The organism is Pantoea sp. CFSAN033090 (assembly GCF_001264395.1).
Classification (GTDB): Bacteria; Pseudomonadota; Gammaproteobacteria; order Enterobacterales; family Enterobacteriaceae; genus Pantoea; species Pantoea agglomerans.
In genome coordinates, this window is record NZ_LGYX01000001.1 from 220,706 (window position 1) to 244,016 (window position 23,311).

The 23,311-nt window shown below is 54.7% G+C and carries 29 protein-coding genes; 20 read left to right on the forward strand and 9 right to left on the reverse strand.

From position 1 onward, the window contains the following. Positions 1-282: 282 nt before the first annotated feature. On the forward strand, positions 283-639 hold the full coding sequence (locus AFL22_RS01095; RefSeq protein WP_052270601.1) for a hypothetical protein: 357 nt from the start codon (positions 283-285) through the stop codon (positions 637-639). Between the two features lie 177 nt (positions 640-816). Here AFL22_RS01095 and AFL22_RS01100 read toward each other — a convergent pair whose 3' ends face one another. Further along, entirely contained in the window at positions 817-1,158 is a 342-nt protein-coding gene (locus AFL22_RS01100) for a hypothetical protein (protein WP_033758052.1), read from the reverse strand. Between the two features lie 223 nt (positions 1,159-1,381). Further along, on the reverse strand, positions 1,382-1,693 hold the full coding sequence (gene fliE, locus AFL22_RS01105) for a flagellar hook-basal body complex protein FliE (protein WP_003854485.1): 312 nt from the start codon (positions 1,691-1,693) through the stop codon (positions 1,382-1,384). 232 nt (positions 1,694-1,925) lie between these two features. On the opposite strand from fliE, the gene fliF reads away from it, so the two are divergent. From fliF to AFL22_RS01180, 15 genes are all read left to right on the forward strand, one after another. Then, positions 1,926-3,665, forward strand: coding sequence for a flagellar basal-body MS-ring/collar protein FliF (fliF, locus tag AFL22_RS01110; protein ID WP_010247649.1), 1,740 nt, complete (start codon positions 1,926-1,928; stop codon positions 3,663-3,665). After that, entirely contained in the window at positions 3,662-4,654 is a 993-nt protein-coding gene (gene fliG, locus AFL22_RS01115; protein ID WP_010670853.1) for a flagellar motor switch protein FliG, read from the forward strand. Before fliF ends, fliG begins: the two co-directional genes overlap by 4 nt. Beyond that, on the forward strand, positions 4,647-5,342 hold the full coding sequence (gene fliH, locus AFL22_RS01120) for a flagellar assembly protein FliH (protein WP_010247652.1): 696 nt from the start codon (positions 4,647-4,649) through the stop codon (positions 5,340-5,342). Before fliG ends, fliH begins: the two co-directional genes overlap by 8 nt. Then, on the forward strand, positions 5,342-6,703 hold the full coding sequence (gene fliI, locus AFL22_RS01125) for a flagellar protein export ATPase FliI (protein ID WP_010247655.1): 1,362 nt from the start codon (positions 5,342-5,344) through the stop codon (positions 6,701-6,703). Before fliH ends, fliI begins: the two co-directional genes overlap by 1 nt. A 28-nt stretch (positions 6,704-6,731) precedes the next feature. Next, positions 6,732-7,175: a flagellar export protein FliJ gene (gene fliJ, locus AFL22_RS01130; protein ID WP_003854478.1), complete on the forward strand. Its 444-nt coding sequence runs from the start codon at positions 6,732-6,734 to the stop codon at positions 7,173-7,175. Continuing rightward, the gene (locus tag AFL22_RS01135) at positions 7,172-8,440 is read left to right on the forward strand and encodes a flagellar hook-length control protein FliK (RefSeq protein WP_052270602.1); all 1,269 of its coding nucleotides are present in this window, start codon (positions 7,172-7,174) and stop codon (positions 8,438-8,440) included. Before fliJ ends, AFL22_RS01135 begins: the two co-directional genes overlap by 4 nt. Positions 8,441-8,567: 127 nt before the next feature. Continuing rightward, positions 8,568-9,056 (forward strand): flagellar basal body-associated protein FliL, encoded by a 489-nt coding sequence (gene fliL / locus AFL22_RS01140; protein WP_033778945.1) that lies wholly within the window; start codon positions 8,568-8,570, stop codon positions 9,054-9,056. A gap of 4 nt (positions 9,057-9,060) precedes the next feature. After that, complete coding sequence (fliM, locus tag AFL22_RS01145; RefSeq protein WP_003854473.1) at positions 9,061-10,068, forward strand: flagellar motor switch protein FliM; 1,008 nt, start codon at positions 9,061-9,063, stop codon at positions 10,066-10,068. After that, positions 10,061-10,468 carry a flagellar motor switch protein FliN gene (gene fliN / locus AFL22_RS01150; RefSeq protein WP_010247669.1) on the forward strand — a complete coding sequence of 136 codons (408 nt, stop codon included), beginning with the start codon at positions 10,061-10,063 and terminating at the stop codon, positions 10,466-10,468. The genes fliM and fliN overlap by 8 nt, the downstream gene beginning before the upstream one ends. Positions 10,469-10,479: 11 nt before the next feature. Further along, entirely contained in the window at positions 10,480-10,878 is a 399-nt protein-coding gene (gene fliO / locus AFL22_RS01155; protein WP_010247672.1) for a flagellar biosynthetic protein FliO, read from the forward strand. Beyond that, on the forward strand, positions 10,878-11,609 hold the full coding sequence (gene fliP, locus AFL22_RS01160; protein WP_010247675.1) for a flagellar type III secretion system pore protein FliP: 732 nt from the start codon (positions 10,878-10,880) through the stop codon (positions 11,607-11,609). Before fliO ends, fliP begins: the two co-directional genes overlap by 1 nt. A 26-nt stretch (positions 11,610-11,635) precedes the next feature. Next, positions 11,636-11,905 carry a flagellar biosynthesis protein FliQ gene (gene fliQ, locus AFL22_RS01165; RefSeq protein ID WP_003854466.1) on the forward strand — a complete coding sequence of 90 codons (270 nt, stop codon included), beginning with the start codon at positions 11,636-11,638 and terminating at the stop codon, positions 11,903-11,905. After that, complete coding sequence (gene fliR, locus AFL22_RS01170) at positions 11,905-12,690, forward strand: flagellar biosynthetic protein FliR (RefSeq protein WP_010247683.1); 786 nt, start codon at positions 11,905-11,907, stop codon at positions 12,688-12,690. The genes fliQ and fliR overlap by 1 nt, the downstream gene beginning before the upstream one ends. A gap of 628 nt (positions 12,691-13,318) precedes the next feature. Further along, on the forward strand, positions 13,319-13,954 hold the full coding sequence (gene rcsA, locus AFL22_RS01175; RefSeq protein ID WP_010247685.1) for a transcriptional regulator RcsA: 636 nt from the start codon (positions 13,319-13,321) through the stop codon (positions 13,952-13,954). Positions 13,955-14,095: 141 nt separating this feature from the next. After that, positions 14,096-15,802 (forward strand): methyl-accepting chemotaxis protein, encoded by a 1,707-nt coding sequence (locus AFL22_RS01180; protein ID WP_052270603.1) that lies wholly within the window; start codon positions 14,096-14,098, stop codon positions 15,800-15,802. A gap of 107 nt (positions 15,803-15,909) precedes the next feature. On the opposite strand, the gene dsrB is transcribed toward AFL22_RS01180, so the two are convergent. Further along, positions 15,910-16,104, reverse strand: a complete 195-nt coding sequence (dsrB, locus tag AFL22_RS01185) for a protein DsrB (protein WP_010670857.1) — start codon at positions 16,102-16,104, stop codon at positions 15,910-15,912. 62 nt (positions 16,105-16,166) lie between these two features. Continuing rightward, on the reverse strand, positions 16,167-16,325 hold the full coding sequence (locus AFL22_RS23015; protein WP_010247691.1) for a YqaE/Pmp3 family membrane protein: 159 nt from the start codon (positions 16,323-16,325) through the stop codon (positions 16,167-16,169). A 316-nt stretch (positions 16,326-16,641) separates the two neighbouring features. On the opposite strand from AFL22_RS23015, the gene AFL22_RS01190 reads away from it, so the two are divergent. The 3 genes from AFL22_RS01190 to AFL22_RS01200 all read left to right on the forward strand — a co-directional run bounded on the left by AFL22_RS01190 (position 16,642) and on the right by AFL22_RS01200 (position 19,268). Further along, positions 16,642-16,875: a DUF2525 domain-containing protein gene (locus AFL22_RS01190; protein WP_010247694.1), complete on the forward strand. Its 234-nt coding sequence runs from the start codon at positions 16,642-16,644 to the stop codon at positions 16,873-16,875. 350 nt (positions 16,876-17,225) lie between these two features. Beyond that, positions 17,226-18,017, forward strand: coding sequence for a mannosyl-3-phosphoglycerate phosphatase-related protein (locus AFL22_RS01195; RefSeq protein WP_052270604.1), 792 nt, complete (start codon positions 17,226-17,228; stop codon positions 18,015-18,017). Between the two features lie 30 nt (positions 18,018-18,047). Next, positions 18,048-19,268, forward strand: coding sequence for a glycosyl transferase (locus AFL22_RS01200; protein WP_010247700.1), 1,221 nt, complete (start codon positions 18,048-18,050; stop codon positions 19,266-19,268). An 85-nt stretch (positions 19,269-19,353) separates the two neighbouring features. On the opposite strand, the gene AFL22_RS01205 is transcribed toward AFL22_RS01200, so the two are convergent. The 5 genes from AFL22_RS01205 to vsr form a co-directional block, all read right to left on the reverse strand. Next, complete coding sequence (locus tag AFL22_RS01205) at positions 19,354-19,533, reverse strand: hypothetical protein (protein ID WP_010247703.1); 180 nt, start codon at positions 19,531-19,533, stop codon at positions 19,354-19,356. Positions 19,534-19,724: 191 nt separating this feature from the next. Continuing rightward, positions 19,725-19,856: a hypothetical protein gene (locus AFL22_RS24615; protein ID WP_258995237.1), complete on the reverse strand. Its 132-nt coding sequence runs from the start codon at positions 19,854-19,856 to the stop codon at positions 19,725-19,727. Positions 19,857-19,889: 33 nt separating this feature from the next. Then, entirely contained in the window at positions 19,890-20,801 is a 912-nt protein-coding gene (locus tag AFL22_RS01210) for a DUF808 domain-containing protein (RefSeq protein ID WP_033758176.1), read from the reverse strand. A gap of 10 nt (positions 20,802-20,811) precedes the next feature. Beyond that, complete coding sequence (locus AFL22_RS01215) at positions 20,812-21,087, reverse strand: hypothetical protein (protein WP_010247711.1); 276 nt, start codon at positions 21,085-21,087, stop codon at positions 20,812-20,814. 52 nt (positions 21,088-21,139) lie between these two features. Further along, positions 21,140-21,619, reverse strand: a complete 480-nt coding sequence (gene vsr / locus AFL22_RS01220) for a DNA mismatch endonuclease Vsr (RefSeq protein ID WP_010247714.1) — start codon at positions 21,617-21,619, stop codon at positions 21,140-21,142. A gap of 190 nt (positions 21,620-21,809) precedes the next feature. Between vsr and dcm the strand changes: the two genes are divergently transcribed. Further along, positions 21,810-23,186 carry a DNA (cytosine-5-)-methyltransferase gene (gene dcm, locus AFL22_RS01225; protein ID WP_052270605.1) on the forward strand — a complete coding sequence of 459 codons (1,377 nt, stop codon included), beginning with the start codon at positions 21,810-21,812 and terminating at the stop codon, positions 23,184-23,186. Positions 23,187-23,311: the final 125 nt, after the last annotated feature.

Below are 23,311 nucleotides of genomic sequence, written 5' to 3' on the forward strand. Positions count from 1 at the left end.
CGGGCATCCACCTCAAAGCAGACTAACGATATGATGAGCAACCATTCAGAGTGATATTTACCTGACATTCACCTGACAACGGTTAACACCAGCAGACAGCATGAGTCACCTGATGCGGGCTACTGAGTTCCTGTCCGTTGCTTACATCATAATGCGTTGCGCAGAATGTTACATATAGTCCGTAACGCCAGCAATATTAAGCGCAGATTTTTGATTAAAATGAGCGATACGATCAATATCCGGATATTATTGGTCAACAAAATAACTATGATGGTTTAGTTAATGAAGAAGATCATTATTGCCCTGAGCATAAGTCTGATGGGCGGATGCGTAGATATGGGACGGGTTGGATTACATCCGACAACAAAAACCACTTATTTCGACGGTCATCCTTTTCAGGTTGAATCCTGCCTTAGCGTAGCGGCACAGGATCAAAGACTCTATCTGGAGCAGGATGAACCTCTGCCGGATGGCACGAAGCGATATAATCTTGAGCAGGATGATGAAACCGTGGCCTGGGTTGAAATTGCAAAGTTCAGCCATCATCAGACCAGTGCGACATTTTACTATGCTCCAAAAGCATCAGATATCAGCACAGCAGTTTCAGCGATGATTGCGCGGTGCAAAACATCGAGTTAAATGCCGCGTCGGCATGGATGTGATGCAGGATGGACGACCAGAAGACAGAATAAGTTGTCAGACCAGCCCGAGCACAAGCGCTGGCCTGACAATCTTTCGCACTCTTCTATTCTAAGGCTTTTATCACGCCCGCTTCCGGGCTATGCCATGTTCAGGAGTGGGCAGTCAAAGCTCAGCCTATTTAGCCGGTTCGCAATCATAGGCACCTCGTATGCGGATCTGACTCTGGCTGGTGCGGACGATTTCAGCTCTTAACAGCCCTTTGCCCTCACGGTTCGTCAGCTCCATATCCACCATCCCCGGCGCTTTGCTGTTTTTCACCAGCAGTTTGACGGTCGCGTTGTCGTAATCGCCCTTCTCTTTCGCAAAAGTGACTTTCTGCGTTTTTGCGCGTTCTCCATTCACTGAGAACCAGCCGCTCTTGTCAGGTTTAAGATAGAACGGCCCGCACTGCGTGGCAGCAAAGGCTGGAACCGATAAGCTGATTAACGATGCGATAAGGATAAGTTTTTTTAGCATTGGGCTGGCGTCCTGCTGATAGGTGATGAGGGGTCGGGTCGTCTGCACCGAAGAGTGAGTTCCCTGCTGCACGGCTCGTAATAAAGAGCAGTATAGTCAATGACACCTGTATTATCGCCAGTACAGGGTCATAGACTCAGCAAAGGGATCGGCCTTGATGCTGGCAACCCATTACCCTAATCCACTTCCACGCAGGCGTGCCTTGTTCAGCGGAATCAGCTCACTAAACCTGCATATTCATAATTTCGCTATACGCCGACACCAGCTTGTTCCTGACCTGAATACCCATCTGCATTGAGATTGATGATTTCTGCAGATCGACCATCACATCATTAAGCGCGATACCGGGTTTACCCATCTCAAAATCCTGCGCCTGGGTGCGGGCGGTGGTCTGCGTCTCGCTGATCTTATCCAGCGCCGCTTTCATAGTTGCACCGAAATCGATCTGATTAGGGGCTTCACTGCTGCGGTTGCTGGCCTGCAGTGAGGTCGCCTGAAGCTGCTGCAGTACGCCGTCAATTGCCTGAATGGACATGAACGATACCTTATAAAGGAGGATGATATTCTTTCTGTGGGGAAAAGTTAGCACGTTGTCAATGAGACAAAGCCGCTAAATGACATCAAAAACCCTACCTTATCCAGCCATCGAATTTTCCTTATCACCTAATAATGCCTGGCATTGAAGTGGAAATTTTATCTACGCAGGTCAGGGAGTCTGTTTTGCCATCTCAACTTACCCGGTCAATTACGTCAGGCAGGAATCGGTCATGAATGCGAGTACAGCCGCCACAACAGAACAAGAAAAGAAAGGCTTCGGTGACCTGCTCGCTCGCCTGCGCGCAAATCCGCGTATTCCTTTAATCGTCGCTGCCGCCGCCGTTGTGGCGATAGTGATCGCGATGGTGCTCTGGGCGAAGCAGCCCAGCTATAGCGTCCTTTATAACAACCTTACAGATGAAGATGGCGGTGCCATCGTCACGCAGCTGACGCAGATGAACATCCCTTATCGCTTCGCCGAAAATGGCGGCGCGCTGATGGTGCCGGAAGCGAACGTGCATGAGCTGCGTCTGCGTCTGGCTCAGCAGGGTCTGCCGAAAGGCGGCTCGGTGGGTTTTGAGCTGCTCGATAAAGAGAAGTTCGGTATCAGCCAGTTCAGCGAGCAGGTTAACTACCAGCGCGCGCTGGAAGGCGAACTGGCTCGTACCATCGAATCACTCGGCCCGGTTAAAAGCGCCCGTGTTCATCTGGCGATGCCAAAACCCACCTTATTTGTGCGTGAGCAGAAAGCGCCATCCGCCTCTGTCACCTTAACCCTGCAGCCTGGCCGTGCGCTGGATGAAGGCCAGATTCAGGCCATCGCCCACATGGTCTCAAGCAGCGTCGCCGGTTTACCGCCGGGCAACGTCACCGTGGTCGATCAGACCGGTCGCCTGCTGACCCGCTCTGATTCCGCCGGTCGCGACCTGAATGATGCACAGCTTAAGTATGCCTCTGAAGTTGAAGCACGCTACCAGCAACGTATCGAAGCGATCCTGAATCCGATTCTCGGTCAGGGCAATGTGCATGCGCAGGTTACCGCGCAGATTAACTTCGACACCGCCGAGCAAACCGACGAGAAATATCAGCCTAACGCTAACCCGTCGAACTCAGCGATTCGTTCGCGTCAGACCAGCACCAGCGACCAGTCAGGCAGCCCTTATCCGGGCGGCGTGCCGGGCGCGCTCTCTAACCAGCCTGCGCCAGCTAACACTGCGCCGGTGACGACGCCGAACAACAATGCCGCCAATGGCCAGAACGCCAATGGTCAGAATGCTAACGGTCAGAACAACGCGGCGAATAACGCTAACCAGACCACCAGCACCGCAGCGGCCAGTGCCGGACCGACCAACTCGCGTCGTGACGACACGGTGAACTACGAGCTGGATCGCACCATTCGTCATACCAAGGTCAACGTTGGCGACGTACAGCGCCTGTCAGTTGCGGTCGTGGTGAACTTCCGTGCAGATGATAAAGGCAAAGCAGTTGCGCTGAACGAACAGCAGCTGAAGCAGATTGAAGATCTGACCCGCGAAGCGATGGGCTACTCCCAGAACCGTGGCGACAGCATCAACGTGGTGAACTCGCAGTTCAACACCACTGAACCGGTGACCACCGATCTGCCCTTCTGGCAACAGCAGTCGTTCTTTGATCAGCTGATGAACGCCGGTAAGTGGCTGTTGATTGCCCTGGTCGCTTTCATCCTCTACCGCAAACTGGTTCGTCCGCATCTGGTTCGCAAGCAGGCCGCAGAGAAAGCCGCCGCGGAAGCCGTTGCCGCCCGAGCGACTGAGCAGCCGGAAGAAGAAGCCTTTAATGTGCAGCTCAGCAAAGATGAGCTGGATCAGGAACGTAAGTCTAACAACCGCATGAGCGCAGAAGTGATGAGTCAACGCATCCGCGACATGTCAGAAAACGATCCGCGCGTTGTAGCGCTGGTAATTCGCGAATGGATGAGTAAAGAGCTATGAGTCTGACCGGAACCGAAAAAAGCGCCATCCTGATGATGACCATTGGCGAAGAGCGCGCCGCGGAAGTTTTCAAACACCTGAACCAGCGTGAGGTCCAGCACCTGAGCGGCGCGATGGCCAACATGCGTCAGGTGTCGCATAAACAGCTGACTGAAGTGTTGCGTGAGTTCGAAGCGGATGCTGAGCAGTTCGCGGCGCTGAGCCTGAACTCCAACGAATACCTGCGTTCGGTGCTGACCCGGGCACTGGGCGAAGAGCGCGCCTCCAGCCTGCTGGAGGACATTCTCGAAACGCGCGACACCACCAGCGGCATGGAAACGCTCAACTTTATGGAGCCGCAGGCTGCTGCCGACCTTATTCGCGACGAGCATCCACAGATCATCGCCACCATCCTGGTCCACCTCAAGCGTGCCCAGGCCGCCGATATTGTGGCGCTGTTCGACGAACGTCTGCGTCACGACGTGATGCTGCGTATCGCCACTTTCGGTGGTGTCCAGCCAGCCGCGCTGGCCGAACTGACAGAAGTACTGAACGGCCTGCTGGATGGCACCAACCTCAAGCGTGCGAAGATGGGCGGCGTGAGAACCGCAGCCGAGATTATCAACCTGATGAAAACGCAGCAGGAAGAGGCGGTTATCGAAGCCGTACGCGACTTCGATGGCGAACTGGCGCAGAAAATTATCGACGAGATGTTCCTGTTCGAAAACCTGGTGGCAGTGGACGACCGCAGCATCCAGCGTCTGTTGCAGGAAGTGGAGTCCGAACAGCTGCTGGTTGCACTGAAAGGTGCCGAACAGCCACTGCGCGAGAAGTTCCTCAAAAACATGTCAGCCCGTGCGGCGGATATCCTGCGCGACGATCTGGCCAACCGTGGTCCGGTGCGTATGTCCGCAGTGGAAAACGAACAGAAAGCGATCCTGCTGGTGGTACGCCGCCTGGCCGAGTCAGGCGAGATGGTGATTGGTGGTGGCGAGGAAACTTATGTCTGATGCATTTTCTGCGCGCCCCTGGCAGCTGTGGCAGCCCACGGATTTAGGCCGTTTCGATGAGCCTGCTGAACCGGAGCTGCAGCCAGAAATTTACGAAGCTGAAGATGGCGTTGATGAGCAGCAACAGCAGCTCGAACGCCTGCAGCAGCAGATGCGTAAAGAGGCACAGGGTCAGGGTTACAACGAAGGCTATCAGCAGGGTGTGACCGAAGGCCAGAAAGCCGGTTACGACGCTGGTTTTCAGCAGGGTCTGGCCGATGCCCAGCAGCAGCAGGCGCCACTTCAGGCGCGTATGCAGCAGCTGGTAACCGAGTTCCAGAACACGCTGGAATCCCTGGACAGCGTGATTGCGGCGCGTCTGATGCAGCTGGCGCTGGAAGCGGCACGTTCGGTGATTGGTCAGGCGACCACGGTGGATGGCACCGCCCTGCTGCGCCAGATTCAGGGTTTACTGCAGCAGGAACCGATGTTCAGCGGCAAACCGCAACTGCGCGTTCACCCGGATGACTTACAACGCATTGAGCAGACCCTGGGTCCGACGCTGGATCTGCACGGCTGGCGGCTGATCGCTGACAGCACCCTGCATCCTGGCGGCTGTAAACTCAGCGCAGAAGATGGTGACCTGGATGCCAGCGTCGCGACGCGCTGGCAGGAACTCTGCCGTCTTGCCGCACCGGGAGAATTGTAATGACCACTCGTCTGAATCGCTGGCTCGGCTCGCTCGATGCCTTTGAGAAACGCATCGCCCAGGTGCAGCCGGTGCGCCGTTATGGCCGCCTGACTCGCGCCACCGGCCTGGTGCTGGAAGCGACCGGCTTACAGCTGCCGCTGGGTGCGACCTGCGTAATCGAACGCAACGATGGCAAAACCATCAGTGAAATTGAAAGCGAAGTGGTGGGATTCAACGGTCAGAAGCTGCTGATGATGCCACTGGAAGAAGTGGACGGCATTTTACCGGGTGCGCGGGTCTATGCGCGCCAGAACGGAGAGAACCCGCAGGCAGGCAAACAGATGATGCTGGGGCCGGAACTGCTGGGCCGCGTACTCGATGGCAGCGGGCGACCGCTGGACGGCCTGCCGTCTCCGGATACCGGTTATCGCGCGCCGCTGAACACCCCGCCGTTTAACCCGCTGCAGCGTACGCCGATCACCGACGTGCTGGATACCGGCGTGCGGGCGATCAACGCCCTGCTGACGGTCGGTCGCGGGCAGCGTATGGGCCTGTTCGCCGGTTCGGGTGTGGGTAAAAGCGTGCTGCTTGGCATGATGGCGCGTTACACCAAAGCGGACGTTATCGTGGTCGGTCTGATTGGCGAACGTGGCCGCGAAGTAAAAGATTTTATCGAGAACATTCTCGGCGCTGAAGGCCGCGCCCGTTCGGTGGTGATCGCCGCCCCGGCCGATGTTTCGCCGCTGCTGCGTATGCAGGGTGCCGCTTACGCCACGCGTATCGCAGAAGATTTTCGCGACCGCGGCCAGCATGTGTTGCTGATTATGGATTCCCTGACCCGCTACGCCATGGCGCAGCGTGAGATCGCGCTGGCGATTGGTGAGCCGCCGGCCACCAAAGGCTATCCGCCTTCCGTCTTCGCCAAACTGCCAGCGCTGGTTGAGCGTGCCGGTAACGGCATCGATGGCGGCGGCTCGATCACCGCCTTCTATACCGTCCTGACCGAAGGCGACGATCAGCAGGACCCGATCGCCGACTCCGCGCGCGCCATTCTCGACGGCCACATTGTGCTGTCGCGTCGGCTGGGCGAAGCGGGTCACTATCCGGCCATTGATATAGAAGCCTCGATCAGCCGAGCGATGACCTCGCTGATCGATGAGAACCACTATGCGCGGGTGCGCCAGTTTAAGCAGTTGCTCTCCAGCTTCCAGCGTAACCGCGATCTGGTCAGCGTCGGTGCTTATGCCGCGGGCAGTGATCCGATGCTTGATAAAGCGATCACGCTCTATCCGCAGATGGAAGCCTTCCTGCAACAGGGCATCTTTGAGCGCAGTGATTACGACGACGCCAGCCTGCATCTGCATGCGCTGTTTGGCTAGTCACACGAATTAACGCGAGGTAACGGCAATGAAAACTGCAAATGCCATCGATACGCTGCGCGACTTAGCGGAGCAGGATCTCGAACGCGCTGCCATCTATTTAGGCGATATGCGTCGCGGCCAGCACGCCGCGAACGAGCAGCTGACGATGCTGCTCGACTATCAGGACGAATATCGCAACAAGCTCAACGATGACATGTCGTCGGGCATCGCCAGCACCCGCTGGACCAACTATCACCAGTTTATTCAGACGCTGGAAAAAGCGATTGAGCAACACCGCAACCAGCTTAATAACTGGAATCAGCGGCTGGAACAGGCGCTGATCAACTGGCGTGACAAACAGCAACGGCTGAACGCCTATCAGACGCTGATTACGCGCGCAGCGGAAAATGCATTACGACAGGAAAACCGTCTCGATCAGAAACGGATGGACGAATTTGCCCAACGGGCCGCATCGAGGAGAGGTGAATGATTACGCTGCCAAACATTGCTATGAAAGCGACGGTAAAAACCGACGCAGAACCCACAGTCTCAACTGACCTTGCTGCGGGTGCCGATGCCCTGCCGCAGGACTTTCTGACCGCACTGGGAAACCAGTTACTCGGCCTGGCTAAACAGCAGGGAAAAGCGGCGCAATCCGCTGACGTTAAAGCAGAAACTGCCGATGACGCCCGTCCGAAGGCCCCGCTGAATGCCCTGATGGCAGCACTGGAAAATCCTGCTGCGCTGACCGCTCTGTTTAAGCCGGAAAATATTAAAGGTGGGTCAAAATCAGCCGATGATAAAGACAAGCCGGACGTTGCCCCTTTAAGCGCCAGCGATATGCAGAATATGCAGGCACTGTTCGTCATGTTACCGGGTGTAGCGGCTGTTACAGCCACCACGTCGACCCCGGTCAGCAGTGAAGCGGGCGAGATGATCGCCCAGACCGATACCGGCCGGAAAAGCCAGAGCTCGCTGACGCAACTGCTAAACAGCGCGCAGCAGAGCCACGCACCGGGCGAAGATGAGAAGTCTGACGCCAGAAGCGACGCACAGAGCAAACCTGCCGTCACCACTGCCGCCAGCCAGAGCAACAACGCCGCGCAGAGTGCGACCAGCAGCGGCCTGACGCTCGACAGCAGTTTCCAGCAGGCGCTGAGCAACATGGTTAAGCAGGATGATCAGGCTGCAATTAAAGCCAGCATCAGCGATAACGCGATCAATGCTACGCCAATCGCCACCGCCAGCAGCCTGCCTGCGCCGGTGACCGCCTCCGCGACCACCAGCACACCGTCAACGCCGATGCTGAACTCACAGCTGGGCAGCGACGAGTGGCAGCAGGCGCTGAGTCAGCAGATTGTGATGTTCAGCCGCAACGGCCAGCAGAACGCGGAGTTGCGTTTACATCCGGAAGACCTTGGCGCTATCCAGATCAGCCTGAAACTGGATAACGACCAGGCGCAAATAAATCTGGTTTCCAGCCATAGCCACGTCAGAGCAGCACTGGAAGCCGCGATACCGCAGCTGCGCAGCGCGCTGGCAGAGAGCGGTATCAACCTGGGCGAGAGTCAGGTGAGCAGTGACAGTTCCGCGCAGGGCCAGCAATTCCAGCAGCAGCAGGAGGCGCGCCGCGATGGACAACATGGCCGCTTCTCCCTCACCCAGGACAGTGACACCGACATTACGCCGATCGCCGTTCCCGCCGCCCTTCAGGCTCGCGTTAACGGCAACAGCGCCGTCGACACTTTCGCCTGACAGCGGCAAACGCTGAAGGTAAGCGTAAAACCCGCGTCTTTTCTACCCATTGGTTTGACTTAAGACGCGGATAATCTGTCTCGTGAGCCGAGAGGCTTGCCCATAATTCACAGGAAGTAACTGCACCATGTCTGATAACGCGAAAGCAAAAAAAGGCAGCAAACGTAAACTCTTAATACCAGTGCTGCTCATTTTGACGCTGGCCGCTTGCAGCGTGGCAGGCTATGCAGTCTGGCGAATGATGAACAAACATGAGGGCGATAAGCCTGAGGTGGCGAAAGTTGAACCGCCTCCCGCTCCGGTCTTTTTTGCACTTGATACATTTACGGTTAACCTGGTCAATCCCGACAACGATCCCGACCGCGTGCTTTACGTAGGCTTTACCCTGCGTCTGGCCGATGAGGATACCCGGCGTCGGATGAATGACTATCTGCCTGAGGTGCGCAGCCGTTTGCTGCTGCTGCTCTCGCGTCAGAGCGCTGCGGCGCTGGCGACAGAGCAAGGAAAGCAGGCGCTTGTTGAACAAGTCAAACAGGCGCTGACACCCCCGCTGGTAAAAGGTCAACCTCCGCAGGCTGTAAACGATGTGCTGTTTACTGCCTTCATTTTGAGGTGAATCAATGGGCGATAGCATTCTCTCCCAGGCTGAAATTGACGCCCTTTTAAACGGCGACAGCGGCAGTGCGGAAGAAGAAAAGAAACAAAACGGACCGGAAGGCGATATTCGTCCTTACGATCCGAACACCCAGCGCCGTGTGGTTCGCGAGCGTTTGCAGGCGCTGGAGATTATTAATGAGCGTTTTGCCCGTAGTTTCCGTATGGCGCTGTTTAACCTGCTGCGCCGTAGCCCGGATATCAGCGTCGGGGCGATCAAGATTCAGCCGTATCACGAGTTTGCCCGCAATCTGCCGGTGCCAACCAACCTGAACCTGATCCACCTGAAGCCGCTGCGCGGCACCGCGCTGGTGGTGTTCTCACCGAGCCTGGTGTTTATCGCTGTCGACAACCTGTTTGGTGGCGACGGACGTTTTCCGACCAAAGTCGAAGGCCGTGAGTTTACCCATACCGAGCAGCGCGTTATTCGCCGCATGCTGAAGCTGGCGCTGGATGGTTACAGCGACGCATGGAAGGCCATTTATCCACTGGACGTCGAGTATGTACGTTCAGAGATGCAGGTAAAGTTCACCAACATTACCACTTCACCGAACGACATCGTGGTTAACACGCCGTTCCAGGTGGAGATTGGTAACCTGGTGGGTGAGTTTAATATCTGCATCCCGTTTTCAATGATTGAACCGCTGCGCGAGTTGCTGGTGAACCCACCGCTCGAAAACTCACGTCAGGAAGATAACCACTGGCGCGATAACCTGGTCAAACAGGTGCAGCACTCTGAGCTGGAACTGATCGCGCACTTTGCCGAAACCTCACTGCGTCTGTCACGGATTTTGCAGCTGAAACCCGGTGATGTGCTGCCGATTGAGAAGCCGGAACGCATTATCGCCCATGTCGATAGCGTCCCGGTCTTAACCAGCCAATATGGCACGATGAATGGTCAGTACGCGCTCCGTGTCGAACACCTGATTAACCCGATTTTGAATTCGCTGAACGAGGAACAGCCCCATGACTGACAGTAATAAACCGTCTGACGATATCTCTGCGGACGATCTGTGGGCTGAAGCGATGAATGAGCAGGTCGGCAGCGGCAGTGCGCCGCAGACCGACGAAGTCTTTAAATCATTCGACAGCGGCAACGTCGCTGGATCGCTGCAGGATATCGATCTGATTATGGATATCCCGGTGAAACTCACCGTGGAACTGGGTCGCACCAAAATGACCATCAAAGAGCTGCTGCGTCTGGCGCAGGGTTCAGTGGTGGCACTGGATGGCCTGGCGGGTGAGCCGCTGGATATCCTGATCAACGGTTACCTGATTGCTCAGGGTGAAGTGGTAGTGGTGAACGACAAATATGGCGTGCGCATCACTGACATCATCACCCCATCTGAACGTATGCGTCGCCTGAGTCGCTAAAGAGTTACATTATGAATAGCCAGAATCAAACGCTGCAACCGGCTGCACCGCACGCTCAGGCGATCTCGACCGGCTCCATGCTGGCCCAGGTCAGCAGCGTGTTAGCCGTGATTATCTTATTGATTCTGGCCTGCGCCTGGCTGGCACGCCGTGTCGGCTTCGCGCCGAAAAAGGTCAGCGGCCAGGAGCTTAAACTTACAGCCAGCGTCTCAGTGGGCCAGCGCGAGCGGGTGGTGATTGTCGATACCGCTGATGCGCGTCTGGTGCTGGGCGTAACCGCACAGCAGATTACCCATCTGCATACTTTGCCGCCGGGTGAACCGGTCTCTGTGACGCCGGTTAACAGTGCGCCACAGGATTTTCGTCAGCTGTTACAGAACCTGGTTAAACGTCCCGGAAAACCACAATGATGCGTCGACTGCTTCCTTTATTGCCACTGTTGTTACTGGCACCGGTTGCCCATGCCCAGTTGCCGGGTCTGGTGAGTCACTCGCTGCCGAATGGCGGTCAGAGCTGGTCACTGCCGGTACAGACGCTGGTCTTTATCACTGCGCTGACCTTTATTCCGGCCGTGCTGCTGATGATGACCAGCTTCACCCGTATCATCATTGTGTTTGGTTTGCTGCGTAACGCCCTGGGCACGCCCTCTGCGCCGCCTAACCAGGTGCTGCTCGGACTGTCGCTGTTTCTGACCTTCTTTATTATGGCGCCGACCTTCGACAAGATTTATCAGGATGCTTATCTGCCGTTCAGCCAGGACAAGATCAGCATGGAAGTGGCGATTGATAAAGGTGCCCAGCCGCTGCGCGAGTTTATGCTGCGTCAGACCCGTGAAGCGGATTTAGCCCTGTTTGCCCGTCTGGCGAATACCGCGCCGATTGCCGGTCCTGAAGCGGTGCCAATGCGTATTCTGCTGCCCGCCTATGTTACCAGCGAGCTGAAGACGGCTTTCCAGATTGGCTTTACCGTCTTTATCCCGTTCCTGATCATCGACCTGGTGGTTGCCAGCGTGCTGATGGCGCTGGGGATGATGATGGTCCCGCCAGCGTCCATCGCGCTGCCGTTTAAACTGATGCTGTTTGTTCTGGTCGATGGCTGGCAACTGCTGGTCGGTTCACTGGCGCAAAGCTTCTACTCCTGATCCCCCTTTTCTTACCGGAGCAACACATGACACCCGAATCAGTAATGGTAATGGGACAGGAAGCGATGCGCGTCGCCCTGATGCTGGCCGCCCCGCTGCTGCTGGCCGCACTGGTCAGCGGTTTGCTGATCAGCCTGATCCAGGCCGCGACCCAGGTCAACGAACAGACCTTATCCTTTATTCCTAAGATTCTGGCGGTTGCCACCACCGGTATCATTGCCGGCCCGTGGATGCTGAATCTGCTGCTGGACTATATCCGCACCGTCTTTACCAACCTGCCTTACATCATCGGCTGATGATTACTCTCGACAGCAGCCAGCTGGTTCAGTGGGTCAGCCAGTTCTTCTGGCCTCTGGTGCGCATCATGGCGCTATTCGCCACCGCACCGATCCTCAATGAACGATCCGTCAGCAAACGTGTCAAAATCGGTCTGGCGGTAATGATCACCTGGCTGCTGATGCCGCTGTTACCTGCGGTCAATGTCACCCTGTTTTCCCCTGAAGGCTTCCTGCTGCTGATTCAGCAGATGCTGATTGGTATTGCACTCGGCTTCACCATGCAGTTCGCTTTTGCTGCCGTGCGCCTTGCCGGGGAAGTGATTGGTCTGCAGATGGGCATCTCGTTCGCCACCTTTTTCGATCCTGGCAGCCGTCTTAACATGCCGGTGCTGGCCCGTTTTCTCGACATGCTGGCGATGTTGCTGTTCCTGACCTTTAACGGACACCTGTGGCTGATCTCGCTGCTGGCGGACAGTTTTCATACGCTGCCGATTGGCGGTCAGCCGCTAAATGCCAATGCGTTTATGGCGCTGGTGAAATCTGGCGGATTAATTTTCCTTAATGGCATGATGTTAGCGCTGCCCTTAATCGTTTTGTTACTCATGGTAAATCTGGTACTGGGTTTGTTAAACCGTGTTTCACCACAGTTATCAATCTTCGCAATTGGCTTCCCGATTACCTTATCAGTCGGAATTTTAACCATCAGCTTGCTGATGCCTCTGCTAGCCCCGTTCTGTGAGCATTTGTTCGGTGAAGTATTTGATTTACTCGCCGTGTTCCTGACAGAACTATCCCGTCCCTGAACATTAAGTTTCTAACTATCTTTGCATAACGATACTTAAGTATCGCAAAACCATCCGTGCATTTTCCGAACCATGTTTTCCAGAATGCAACTAAGGAAATTCTGATAAACGTGCGGAGAGTCTGAAAATAATTCTTATTAAACCGGGCTTCGCGTATTTTAGTGGGGTGGTTCACAGGAGCGGTCAGACTGTGAATGTGCAGGCAAAATCGACAAGACACTGAATTTACAAGAAAAAAATCTTTAAGTGATTTTTCTTGTTAAAAAATGTTTTTTCCGGCATTGTCAACGCACGCTGAGACATCACACTTTCGTAAAACAAATGTTTTTGAGAATTGTCCTATCAGAAAACTCCTCGTTTTCAAGGATAGTGACCTGGCTCCCAAAAAAATGAGTCTTACTTAACCTCCGACATTTCACTGGCATTCCCCGCCATGGCCGGAGAATGTGTGACGTCATGGCAGCACAAATTTTTTGCAGAACGGGTCAGGGATGAAGACTTTTACGGGCGTTTGCCTGTTGCCAAACTGCACGAGCAGAATAAAAAAGTACCTAAGAAATCTCTCTCGTACCGCAACGCGTATTCATCGTTGATTTAAACGGATAACAAATTGGTGAGGGTCGCTATTATGCCAACTATTATTATGGATTCCTGCAACTACACACGCCTGGGATTATCAGACTACATGTCTTTAAAAGGAGTTAAGAAGAAGAATATCTCTTCTGTCTCCGATATTGAGCAACTACAGCAAAAATGTGAGCAATTAAACCCTGGTGTCGTCTTTATTAATGAAGATTGCTTCATTCATGAATCCGATTCCAGTGAACGTATCCGCAGCATTATTACGCAGCATCCTGATACGCTGTTCTTTATATTCATGGCGATTAGCAATATCCATTTTGAGGAATATCTCTACGTTCGTAAGAACCTGATTATTACATCAAAATCGATGAAGACATCGACCTTGGACTCCTTACTCAGCACCTATTTGCAGAAGAAGCTTAACCAGTCTGCGCGTATCTCTTCGGGCATGGATGTACATCCATTAACGCTGAGCCAGACTGAGTCAAACATGCTGAAGATGTGGATGTCAGGTCATGATACCATCCAGATCTCAGATAAAATGCAAATTAAGGCCAAAACGGTATCGTCACACAAAGGTAATATTAAACGCAAAATCAAAACCCATAATAAGCAGGTTATTTATCATGTGGTGCGTTTAACGGATAATGTGACTTCAGGTATTTACGTTAATATCCGCTGATCATAACAGCTGAAGAACCGGCCTCTCTGGCCGGTTTTTTTTTGCCCTGAATTGCGATCCAGGTCTCACTCTTACTGCTAAGCCTTTACGCTCTTTTGCCGATGTTATGCCTTATAACAACAGCCTCAAGAGAGCAAGGATATGAACACTGCACGAGATAATAATGGACAAAAAAGCGCAGGCATCTGGCAGAATCTCCGCCTGGTGCCGCTGTTTAGCCTGATCTTCGGCGGCATTTTGCTGCTGTTCGCACTCTGTATTGGTGTCGCCAGTTACTTTCTGATTTCCGGCAATCACTCCCTCGATGATGCCACGGACGAAATTCAGGTTCGTATGGGCCTCTCTAACAGTTCAAACCACCTGCGTACTGCGCGCCTGACCATTATTCAGGCCGGTGCCGCCGCGCGTATTGGTGAAATGGACGAGTTTCGCGCCAATATTGCCGCCGCCGAAAAACGGATCCAGCAGGCAAAAGCTGGCTTCGCGATTTATCAGGCTCGTGAAGTTAAGACGCCCGCGGATATGGAACTGGATGCCACGCTGCAGGCTCGCTTCAACGATTACATTACCAAAGGCCTGATACCGATGATTGAATCCGGTAAACAGGGCAGCTTTGAGGGCATCATCGCTCAGGAGACCGATGTAACCCGCAAACTGGATGACGACTATAACGCGGTGTTGCTGAAGGCGATCAAGATCCGAACTGATCGCGCCAATGCCATTACCGCCCAGGCCGATCAACAGTCGCGCATCGGCTTTATCTCCATGGCCGTGGCATTCAGTGCCGCCCTGGTGCTGGTGCTGTTGACCTTTGTCTTCCTGCGCCGCGTGGTGATTAATCCGCTGCGTCAGTCGGTGCTGCGTATCGAACGCATTGCGCAGGGTGATCTGACCTCCGCTCCCCTGCCCCATGGCCGCAGCGAGATTGGTACGCTCATCCATAACCTGCAACTGATGCAGCAGGCGCTGGTAACCACCGTTGGTACGGTGCGTGAAGGCGCCGTCGCGATTTATCAGGGCTCCAGCGAAATTTCAGCCGGCAACACCGATCTCTCTTCACGCACCGAGCAGCAGGCTGCGGCACTGGAGCAGACCGCAGCCAGCATGGAACAGCTTACCGCTACGGTGAAGCAGAACGCCGAGAATGCGCATCACGCCAGCCAGCTGGCCGCGGATGCCTCGGGTAAAGCGCGCAGCGGTGGCGAGCTGGTGAACAGCGTCGTGAAAACCATGACCAATATTTCCGGCAGCTCGAAAAAAATCGCTGAGATCACCAACGTCATTAACAGTATTGCGTTTCAGACCAACATCCTGGCGCTGAATGCGGCGGTAGAAGCGGCGCGTGCCGGTGAGCAGGGTCGTGGCTTTGCGGTGGTGGCCAGCGAAGTGCGTAATCTGGCCCAGCGCAGTGCACAGGCGGCGAAAGAGATTGAATCGCTGATTGCTGAGTCCGTCACGCTGATCAATGACGGTTCGCATCAGGTTGGCGCAGCCGGTAGCACCATGGGTGAGATTGTCGAAGCCGTACGTCGCGTTACCGATATTATGTCGGAGATCGCGGCGGCGTCAGACGAGCAGAGCCGTGGTATACAGCAGGTGAGCCAGGCGGTCACCGAAATGGATAACGTCACCCAGCAGAACGCCTCGCTGGTGGAAGAAGCCTCCGCCGCAGCGGCCTCGCTGGAAGATCAGGCGGGTAAACTGACGCAGGCGGTCGCGGCATTCCGCCTGCAGGATGCCCCTGCAACCACAGGAGTGGCTGCTCGCGTCTCTTCACCCTTAAAGACACCGGCTCTGGCACCCCGTCCGGCGCTGGCAGGCGGCAGCGATAACTGGGAAACCTTCTGAAGTCATACCGGTAAACGTCAGCGGCTGATGTCAGCCGCGTAATCTCCGACAGCAAAAAGCCGCCTTTCCGGCAAACGGAAAGGCGGCTTTTTTATTGCGCGTCAGGCTCAGGCTTCGTGGTAAGGCTCCACGAAAATGCCATCCGGCTGGTGGGTCTCGTTAAAAAACCAGATGCCCAGCGGATAATCTTCCAGCGCCACCAGGAACATGGTGCCTTCATTAAACGGCTCCATAGCCAGAATGGTGCCAACACGACGCGGGCCGCCATCGGTTTTGACGCTGACGCGGTCATTTACCTTCATTTCGGTTCTCCAGATTATTGACTGAGTACAGTCTAAACGAAGAACCGTGGTGATGCAGCGCGTTAGCGACGGGCAATGACCCAGACGGCGTGGATGATACCGGGGATATAACCACAGAGTGTCAGCAGGATATTCAGCCAGAAGGCGCCGCCAAAACCGACCTGCATAAACACGCCCAGTGGTGGCAGCAGAATAGCGATAATAATTCGTAAGATGTCCATAACCATTCCTTTAGGTATTGATAAAAATCAGCTTTATCGCTAACTATAGCTGATTCTGCTCTGTTTAGTCGAAAAGTCAGGTAAATCTGAGTAAGGAGAAACTTTTGCAATTCCTTAACATTTCACCGCAAGACTTCTTACGCGTCAGACCTTTAAACTCTTCTCACTGCACCACCCCATAGGTGCAGCCAACCTGAAAGTAACAAGGATTTTGCCCGCGCAGCGCGGGCTTTTTTTTTGCCTGCGATCTCTTCGCTCCCGCCTTTCTGCCCTGCGTTCTATACTGATTACTCTGTTTGCTCTCAGGAGTCAGAAAATGACAGACGAAAAACAGCACGGCGATGCTCAGCCATCCGATCTGCAGATTGATGTCGAAGGTTTACTGGCGGCGATTCAGGCCAGAACGTCGGGAGAGGTACGGGAGTATATGGAGCAGGATCAGACGCCACGGCTGGAAGTAGAAGGCCGGGTTTTCCACTCCTATAGCGAACTGGCGGAGGCGTTTGAAATTGATATTTGTGATTATCGCGCCTATGAAGCGAACCGCTGAAATCGATTTCAAAAAAACCCGGCGGGAAGGCCGGGTAAAAATTCAATTCGTTACACCAGGGAATTCTTAACACCTCTGCAGATTACCCTTTCCCGACTCCGAAACAAGCATCAGATATGCACGTTTCTGCAACCGATCGGGTAATTATGGAGCGGCTGTTACCAAAAACACCGCGCCCGCCAGTCACTTAGCCCTGCACACTTCTTGCATACTCACTTTTACTGCGGTTTCGTTTTAAGAATTATCCTGGATTTCCAGCCAGCGTGGCAGGAAAAAAAGTGTGAGCCATATTCAACTATAATATTGAAAAATCGCCGCTTTAGCCGCGAATGTGTGAAAGGAGCCTGTAAATGCCCGATCTCCACCAGCCGTTAATGATAATTACCGATCTGGATGGTTCGTTACTCGACCATCATACCTATCGCTGGGATGCGGCCACCGAATGGCTCACCACGCTCAGGCAGTACGCTGTTCCGCTGGTGATCTGTTCCAGTAAAACGGCAGCCGAGATTATTCCGCTGCAAAAAAGGCTTGGCATCAGCGGTTCACCGTTTATTGCTGAAAACGGAGCCGTGGTGCAAACGCACGATCAGCAGCGTATCCGCCTGCCCGATAACACCCTGACCTATGACGCTATCTGCCAGCGGCTGGCTGCCTTGAAAACAGCGTACCGTTTTACCGGCTTTCGTGACTTCTCTGATCCGGAAGTGGCCGCAATGACCGGCCTGAGTGAGGCGGATGCAGAACTGTCGCGTCAGCGCGATGCGTCAGAAGTGATTGTCTGGCGCGACAGTGACGAGGCGTTTGACCAGTTCCATGATGCGTTGCGTGCAGAGGGCCTGGCCCTGACCCAGGGCGGGCGTTTCTGGCATGTGATGCCTGCGGGCAGCGGCAAAGGCGAAGCCCTGCGCTGGCTGCTGGCGCATTCACCCGGTGAGGCACGCGTGACCATCGGACTGGGTGACGGCCCTAACGATGCGCCGATGCTGGATGCGGTTGATTATGCGGTCGTAATTAAGGGCTACAGTAAAACACCGGTGACACTCAGCCGGTCCGATCAGCAGCAGATCTATCACACGGCTCACCATGGCCCAGAGGGCTGGCGTGAAGGGCTGGACTATTTTTTGACTCAACCTCAATGAGCTGCCCACGGGCATTAAAAGGATGATGCGATGAGTGACTTTTATCAGAATGGCGTAATCACCAACTTTCACAACCTCACCCACCGTAGCGTGGAGTCGCTGGAAAAAGAGATGGTACGCTTTGCCCGCAAACGCAAAATGGGGCTGATCCTGCCATCGCTGTTTTCCGAACTTGAAGGCCCGGCGCTGACGAAAATCGTCGATGAGCTGGCTAAAGTGCCCTATCTGGATGAAATTGTGATTGGTCTGGATCGCGCCGACCGCGACCAGTTCCTGTTTGCCCGCGAGTTTTTCTCCCGTCTGCCGCAACGGCATCGCATTCTGTGGAACGATGGCCCGCGTCTGAAGGCGATTGATGCCGAGCTGGATAAAGAGGGTCTGTCACCCACCAATCCCGGCAAAGGTCGCAACGTCTGGTTCTGCACCGGCTATACGCTGGCGTCAGACCGTACCAGCTGTGTGGCTCTGCATGACTGCGATATCGTCACCTATGAGCGCGGAATGCTGGCACGCCTGCTCTACCCGGTGGCGAACCCGGCATTTCAGTATGAATTCTGTAAGGGGTTCTACGCGCGCGTAGCGGATGGCAAGCTTAATGGCCGCGTGGGACGTCTGCTGGTCGGGCCGCTGCTGCGATCGCTGCAGAAAGTTTATGGCCATTCAGAATATCTGGAATATCTGTCGAGCTTCCGCTATCCGCTCTCCGGGGAGTTCGCCATGCGGACGCATGTGCTGAACGGGATTAAAATCCCCGGCGACTGGGGGCTGGAGATTGGCGTGCTGTCGGAGATTTACCGTAACTACACCACCCGCCAGTCGTGCCAGGTTGAGATCGCCGATAACTACGATCACAAGCATCAGCCGCTGGCTGAAGATGATGGCACCGGCGGCCTGAAGCGCATGAGCAGCGATATCGTCCAGTCACTGCTGCGTAAGCTCGCCACCATGGGTGTGCCGCTGACCAGCGACTCGTTCCGGGTGCTGAAAGCAACCTATTATCGTAATGCGCTGGATATGATGGAGACCTATAACCACGAGGCGGCGATGAACGGGCTGAAGTTTGATCAGCATGTGGAAGAGGCAGCGGTAGAGATGTTTACCCAGTCGATTCTGGAAGCGGGTCAGGCGTTTATTGAGCGTCCTAACGATAAGCCGTTTATACCGAGCTGGAGTCGCGTCCAGTCAGCCTTCCCGGATGTGCTGCAGCGGATCTATCAGGCGGTTGAAGAAGATAACGACGGTAACGTCTGAAAACAGGGCGGCACAGGGAGTGTGCCGGGCCAGAAAAAGCAGAAACCGGGCCTGGCGGGTCGCAGAACCCACAGGCCTGATGCTGTCAGCCCGCCAGTTGCTGCGCGGGATTCAGAGCGCAGAGCTCATCGCTGCGAAAGGCTTCACTGCGCACGGCATAGCCATCATACCAGCGGCACTCCACCATGCCACTCGCGTAGCCGGTCACCACCATCGTCTGCCCCTCTTCCTTATGCTGTACTTCTTCACTGATTGCGAAAACCATGATGCGCTCCTTTTATTAACCTGAGTGTTATTAACCTGAGTGATTATTTTCTTTATAGCAGGCGAATAACGTTCCTGCCTGTTAAGGCACGCAAAAAAAGGGCAAATTCGGAATTAATCAGCTGGATATGCGGAAAATAAAAAAAGCGGATAAAAAAACTTATCCGCTTTGATGAAGTATTGACGCTGACGTCAGATTTTACAGCCTTCGCAATCGGCTTCGTCGCCGAGATCATCCGGCACTTCGCTGGCTTTTTTCTTTGCTTTCGCTTCAGCCTGCTCCAGTTGTGCGTCGATATCAAATTCAAACATGTCGTCGTTCATCGTCATTCTCCTGACCGTAAATCACAGTGCGCTTTATACCGATTTTCCGCGCACTCTGGCAATAAGGTTGACCACTAACAGCACGATCGACCCAATGATAAAGCCGAGCACCAGGTTGGCGCCGTTGCTGAGCAGCATGGCGATCCAGCCGCTGAAGCCACTGCTGACTTCCTCGATCAGATGATGCAGCGGTGCGATGCCGTGTACCACAATACCGCCGCCGACCAGGAACATGGCGATGGTGCCGACTACCGAGAGGATCTTCATCAGCCAGGGCGCGGCAGTCAGCAGCACGCTACCCAACCCCTGCGCAAGGCGTGAAGGTTTTTCACGCAGCCAGAATCCGAAGTCATCAATTTTGACGATGGCCGCCACGATGCCGTAAACGCCTACCGTAACCAGAATAGCGATGCCCGCCAGGATAATCACCTGGTTGAGCAGCGGTGATTCCGACACGATGCCTAAGGTAATCGCAACAATTTCGGCTGACAGAATGAAATCGGTGCGCACCGCGCCTTTGATCTTCTTCTTCTCAAACTCTGCCGCATTCTGATTCGCCAGCGAATCGAGTCGCTGCTGACGCGCTTCCGGTGATTTGCTCTGCTTGTCATGCTGCAGACTGTGCATCACCTTCTCCACGCCTTCGTAGCAGAGATAGGCACCGCCAATCATCAGCAGCGGCGTAATCAGCCAGGGCGCAAACGCGGAGATAATCAGCGCCAGTGGCACCAGGATCAGTTTGTTAAGAAACGATCCTTTGGCAACGCCCCATACTACCGGCAGCTCACGGTTGGCTTTTACGCCGCTGACCTGCTGAGCATTCAGCGACAGATCGTCGCCCAGTACGCCAGCGGTTTTTTTCGCCGCCACTTTCCCCATGACGGAAATATCGTCCAGAAGTGTTGCAATATCATCAAGTAAAGTCAGTAAACTGGTTCCCGCCAAAATCTTATCCTTAGTCTGGTTCGTTATGTTGACAACATGGGCAGCGCTCAATTTCCGTAACGGTCATCTCGGCGATGCCCTCACAATCCCACTCTACCCGCACCGTCTCGCCTGCTGCTCCTTCAGCATGCAGATATTTGCTGACCGGGCTTTCGGTCATGCCGGTGATCTCCTCCGTGGCGACAAGCCTGTCACCGCAGTAAACCCGCGCGGTCGCTTTGGTATTCACCATCCGCTCGTCACGAATCTGGTAAAGGCGTTTTACCGTCAGTTTTATGCTGCTCATTTCAGGCTCCTGGCCACGGAGAAAGCGCAGATCTAACCAATTATGTCTGTGATTAGCAATCGGCGTTGTAATGATGAATGCCCTGATGGTCGACTTCGGCACTCTCCGGCATCGCCAGCAGCCACTCCTCCAGCCGTTCCAGCAGGTCCTGATCCGTCAGGCGCAGTTTGCCACGTAGCGCACACTCCCAGATGATCAGCACTTTCCAGCCGCTCTCCTGCAGCTGGCGCACATAACGCCGATCACGTTCAACGTTGCTGTTGATTTTTCCGGTCCAGAATTCTGTGCGCGTCGCTGGCAGTTTAAACAGATAGCAGTGATGACGATGCCAGAAGCAGCCATGAACAAAAATAATTGCCTGATGTTCTGTCAGAACGAAATCGGGCCGTCCCGGCAGGTTTTTATCCTGCACGCGAAAGCTGAACCCCCGATCTTTCAGCAGCAGCGCAATACGTTGCTCAATGGCCGTATCCTGAGCGCGAATGGCACGCATATTTTTGCTGCGTATTTCGCTGGAGTGAACATCAGCCATAACCTCTCCTTTTTTGCTGGTCCTTCAACTTTAGCCTGCGCCACGAAAAGTGAAAGCCGCCGCCCGACGACTTCACACAGTGCGCCGCAAAAACAGAACATTCCGGGGGGCTGGCACAGGGCACATCCAGGCAATTTCCTCACAGCGTCTGGAGTGATAGCATAGGCGCCTTACTGTTAAGGAAAAACGCATGCATCCCGCCGCCCTCGCTGAACCACTCTCTGCTGCACTTTCATCTGCTGATGCGTCTGAACTCTTTCAGCAGGTGCTGGCAATCTATTCGGTTCGTGATCTCACGGCCCGCCTGCAGCAGGCAGGATTTTCCTGCTGGACGCCGGCACTCCTGAACCGGATTCGTCAGGGTAAAACCGCCCTGCCACCGCTGTGTGAGGCGGAACTGTCGCTGTTACAGGGGCTGCTGCCGGCCCGCCCCGCCCATTATGATAATCCTGAATTTCGTTTTATCGATCTCTTTGCCGGTATTGGCGGCATTCGTAAGGGATTCGAGGCGATCGGCGGCAAGTGCGTGTTTACCAGTGAATGGAATAAAGAGGCGGTCCGCACTTACAAAGCCAACCACTATAGCGATCCGCTTGAGCATCACTTCAATACCGATATCCGCCAGGTCACCCAGCCGGAAGGTCTGACCGACGATGAAGCGATATACCGCGCGATTGATGCGGCGATCCCCGATCATCAGGTGCTGCTGGCCGGTTTTCCCTGCCAGCCCTTTTCGCTGGCGGGCGTCAGCAAGAAAAATGCGCTAGGCCGTGCACATGGCTTTGAGTGTCAGGTACAGGGCACGCTTTTTTTCGATGTGGCCCGTATCCTGGCTGCCAAGAAGCCGCCGTTCTTTGTGCTGGAGAATGTGAAAAACCTCAAGAGTCACGACAAGGGCCGCACCTTCGCCATTATCATGGAGACGCTGGATGAGCTGGGGTATGACGTTGCGGATGCGGGTGCCAGCAGCCCGGATGCCAAAGTGATCGATGCGCGTCACTTCCTGCCGCAACATCGCGAACGCATTGTGCTGGTGGGTATTCGCCGTGACCTGAAAAAGCAGGATTTTACGCTGCGCGATATCCGCCGTTTCTACCCGGCGCAGGTACCCAGCCTGCAGAGCCTGCTGGAGAGCGCGCCGGACGACAAATATATCCTGTCACCGGTCCTGTGGCGCTACCTCTACCAGTATGCGAAAAAACATAAAGCCAAAGGCAATGGCTTTGGCTTTGGCCTCAACGATCCGCGTAATCCTGACTGCTGCGTGCGTACGCTGTCAGCACGTTACTACAAAGATGGCTCAGAGATTCTGATCGATCGCGGCTGGGACAGTGCGCTGGGCGAAGCGGAGTTTCAGGATGCCGATAACATGGCGCGTCGGCCACGCCGCCTTTCCCCGCGAGAGTGCGCCCGCCTGATGGGCTTTGATGTGCCAGGACGCGAGCCGTTCCGCATTCCGGTTTCGGATACCCAGGCTTATAAGCAGTTTGGTAACTCGGTGGTAGTGCCTGTGTTTGCAGCGGTGGCTCAGCTGTTACTGCCACATATCCGTCAGCTGAAGTCGTAATCACCGTGAAATGAAAAAACCCGTCTGGCGACGGGTTTCAGGTTCCTGTAAAAACCTGGCCAGATTAGCGGTGAGATCGAGCCTGCTCAGGGAACAGGGTCAGATCGGAAAGACGCAAAAACTGT

Excerpts from the sequence above, each read along its gene's own strand:
- AFL22_RS01095 (WP_052270601.1), top strand. The coding sequence starts at position 283 with ATGAAGAAGATCATTATTGCCCTGAGCATAAGTCTGATGGGCGGATGC.
- AFL22_RS01100 (WP_033758052.1), bottom strand. The coding sequence starts at position 1,158 with ATGCTAAAAAAACTTATCCTTATCGCATCGTTAATCAGCTTATCGGTT.
- fliE (WP_003854485.1), bottom strand. The coding sequence starts at position 1,693 with ATGTCCATTCAGGCAATTGACGGCGTACTGCAGCAGCTTCAGGCGACC.
- fliF (WP_010247649.1), top strand. The coding sequence starts at position 1,926 with ATGAATGCGAGTACAGCCGCCACAACAGAACAAGAAAAGAAAGGCTTC.
- fliG (WP_010670853.1), top strand. The coding sequence starts at position 3,662 with ATGAGTCTGACCGGAACCGAAAAAAGCGCCATCCTGATGATGACCATT.
- fliH (WP_010247652.1), top strand. The coding sequence starts at position 4,647 with ATGTCTGATGCATTTTCTGCGCGCCCCTGGCAGCTGTGGCAGCCCACG.
- fliI (WP_010247655.1), top strand. The coding sequence starts at position 5,342 with ATGACCACTCGTCTGAATCGCTGGCTCGGCTCGCTCGATGCCTTTGAG.
- fliJ (WP_003854478.1), top strand. The coding sequence starts at position 6,732 with ATGAAAACTGCAAATGCCATCGATACGCTGCGCGACTTAGCGGAGCAG.
- AFL22_RS01135 (WP_052270602.1), top strand. The coding sequence starts at position 7,172 with ATGATTACGCTGCCAAACATTGCTATGAAAGCGACGGTAAAAACCGAC.
- fliL (WP_033778945.1), top strand. The coding sequence starts at position 8,568 with ATGTCTGATAACGCGAAAGCAAAAAAAGGCAGCAAACGTAAACTCTTA.
- fliM (WP_003854473.1), top strand. The coding sequence starts at position 9,061 with ATGGGCGATAGCATTCTCTCCCAGGCTGAAATTGACGCCCTTTTAAAC.
- fliN (WP_010247669.1), top strand. The coding sequence starts at position 10,061 with ATGACTGACAGTAATAAACCGTCTGACGATATCTCTGCGGACGATCTG.
- fliO (WP_010247672.1), top strand. The coding sequence starts at position 10,480 with ATGAATAGCCAGAATCAAACGCTGCAACCGGCTGCACCGCACGCTCAG.
- fliP (WP_010247675.1), top strand. The coding sequence starts at position 10,878 with ATGCGTCGACTGCTTCCTTTATTGCCACTGTTGTTACTGGCACCGGTT.
- fliQ (WP_003854466.1), top strand. The coding sequence starts at position 11,636 with ATGACACCCGAATCAGTAATGGTAATGGGACAGGAAGCGATGCGCGTC.
- fliR (WP_010247683.1), top strand. The coding sequence starts at position 11,905 with ATGATTACTCTCGACAGCAGCCAGCTGGTTCAGTGGGTCAGCCAGTTC.
- rcsA (WP_010247685.1), top strand. The coding sequence starts at position 13,319 with ATGCCAACTATTATTATGGATTCCTGCAACTACACACGCCTGGGATTA.
- AFL22_RS01180 (WP_052270603.1), top strand. The coding sequence starts at position 14,096 with ATGAACACTGCACGAGATAATAATGGACAAAAAAGCGCAGGCATCTGG.
- dsrB (WP_010670857.1), bottom strand. The coding sequence starts at position 16,104 with ATGAAGGTAAATGACCGCGTCAGCGTCAAAACCGATGGCGGCCCGCGT.
- AFL22_RS23015 (WP_010247691.1), bottom strand. The coding sequence starts at position 16,325 with ATGGACATCTTACGAATTATTATCGCTATTCTGCTGCCACCACTGGGC.
- AFL22_RS01190 (WP_010247694.1), top strand. The coding sequence starts at position 16,642 with ATGACAGACGAAAAACAGCACGGCGATGCTCAGCCATCCGATCTGCAG.
- AFL22_RS01195 (WP_052270604.1), top strand. The coding sequence starts at position 17,226 with ATGCCCGATCTCCACCAGCCGTTAATGATAATTACCGATCTGGATGGT.
- AFL22_RS01200 (WP_010247700.1), top strand. The coding sequence starts at position 18,048 with ATGAGTGACTTTTATCAGAATGGCGTAATCACCAACTTTCACAACCTC.
- AFL22_RS01205 (WP_010247703.1), bottom strand. The coding sequence starts at position 19,533 with ATGGTTTTCGCAATCAGTGAAGAAGTACAGCATAAGGAAGAGGGGCAG.
- AFL22_RS24615 (WP_258995237.1), bottom strand. The coding sequence starts at position 19,856 with ATGAACGACGACATGTTTGAATTTGATATCGACGCACAACTGGAGCAG.
- AFL22_RS01215 (WP_010247711.1), bottom strand. The coding sequence starts at position 21,087 with ATGAGCAGCATAAAACTGACGGTAAAACGCCTTTACCAGATTCGTGAC.
- vsr (WP_010247714.1), bottom strand. The coding sequence starts at position 21,619 with ATGGCTGATGTTCACTCCAGCGAAATACGCAGCAAAAATATGCGTGCC.
- dcm (WP_052270605.1), top strand. The coding sequence starts at position 21,810 with ATGCATCCCGCCGCCCTCGCTGAACCACTCTCTGCTGCACTTTCATCT.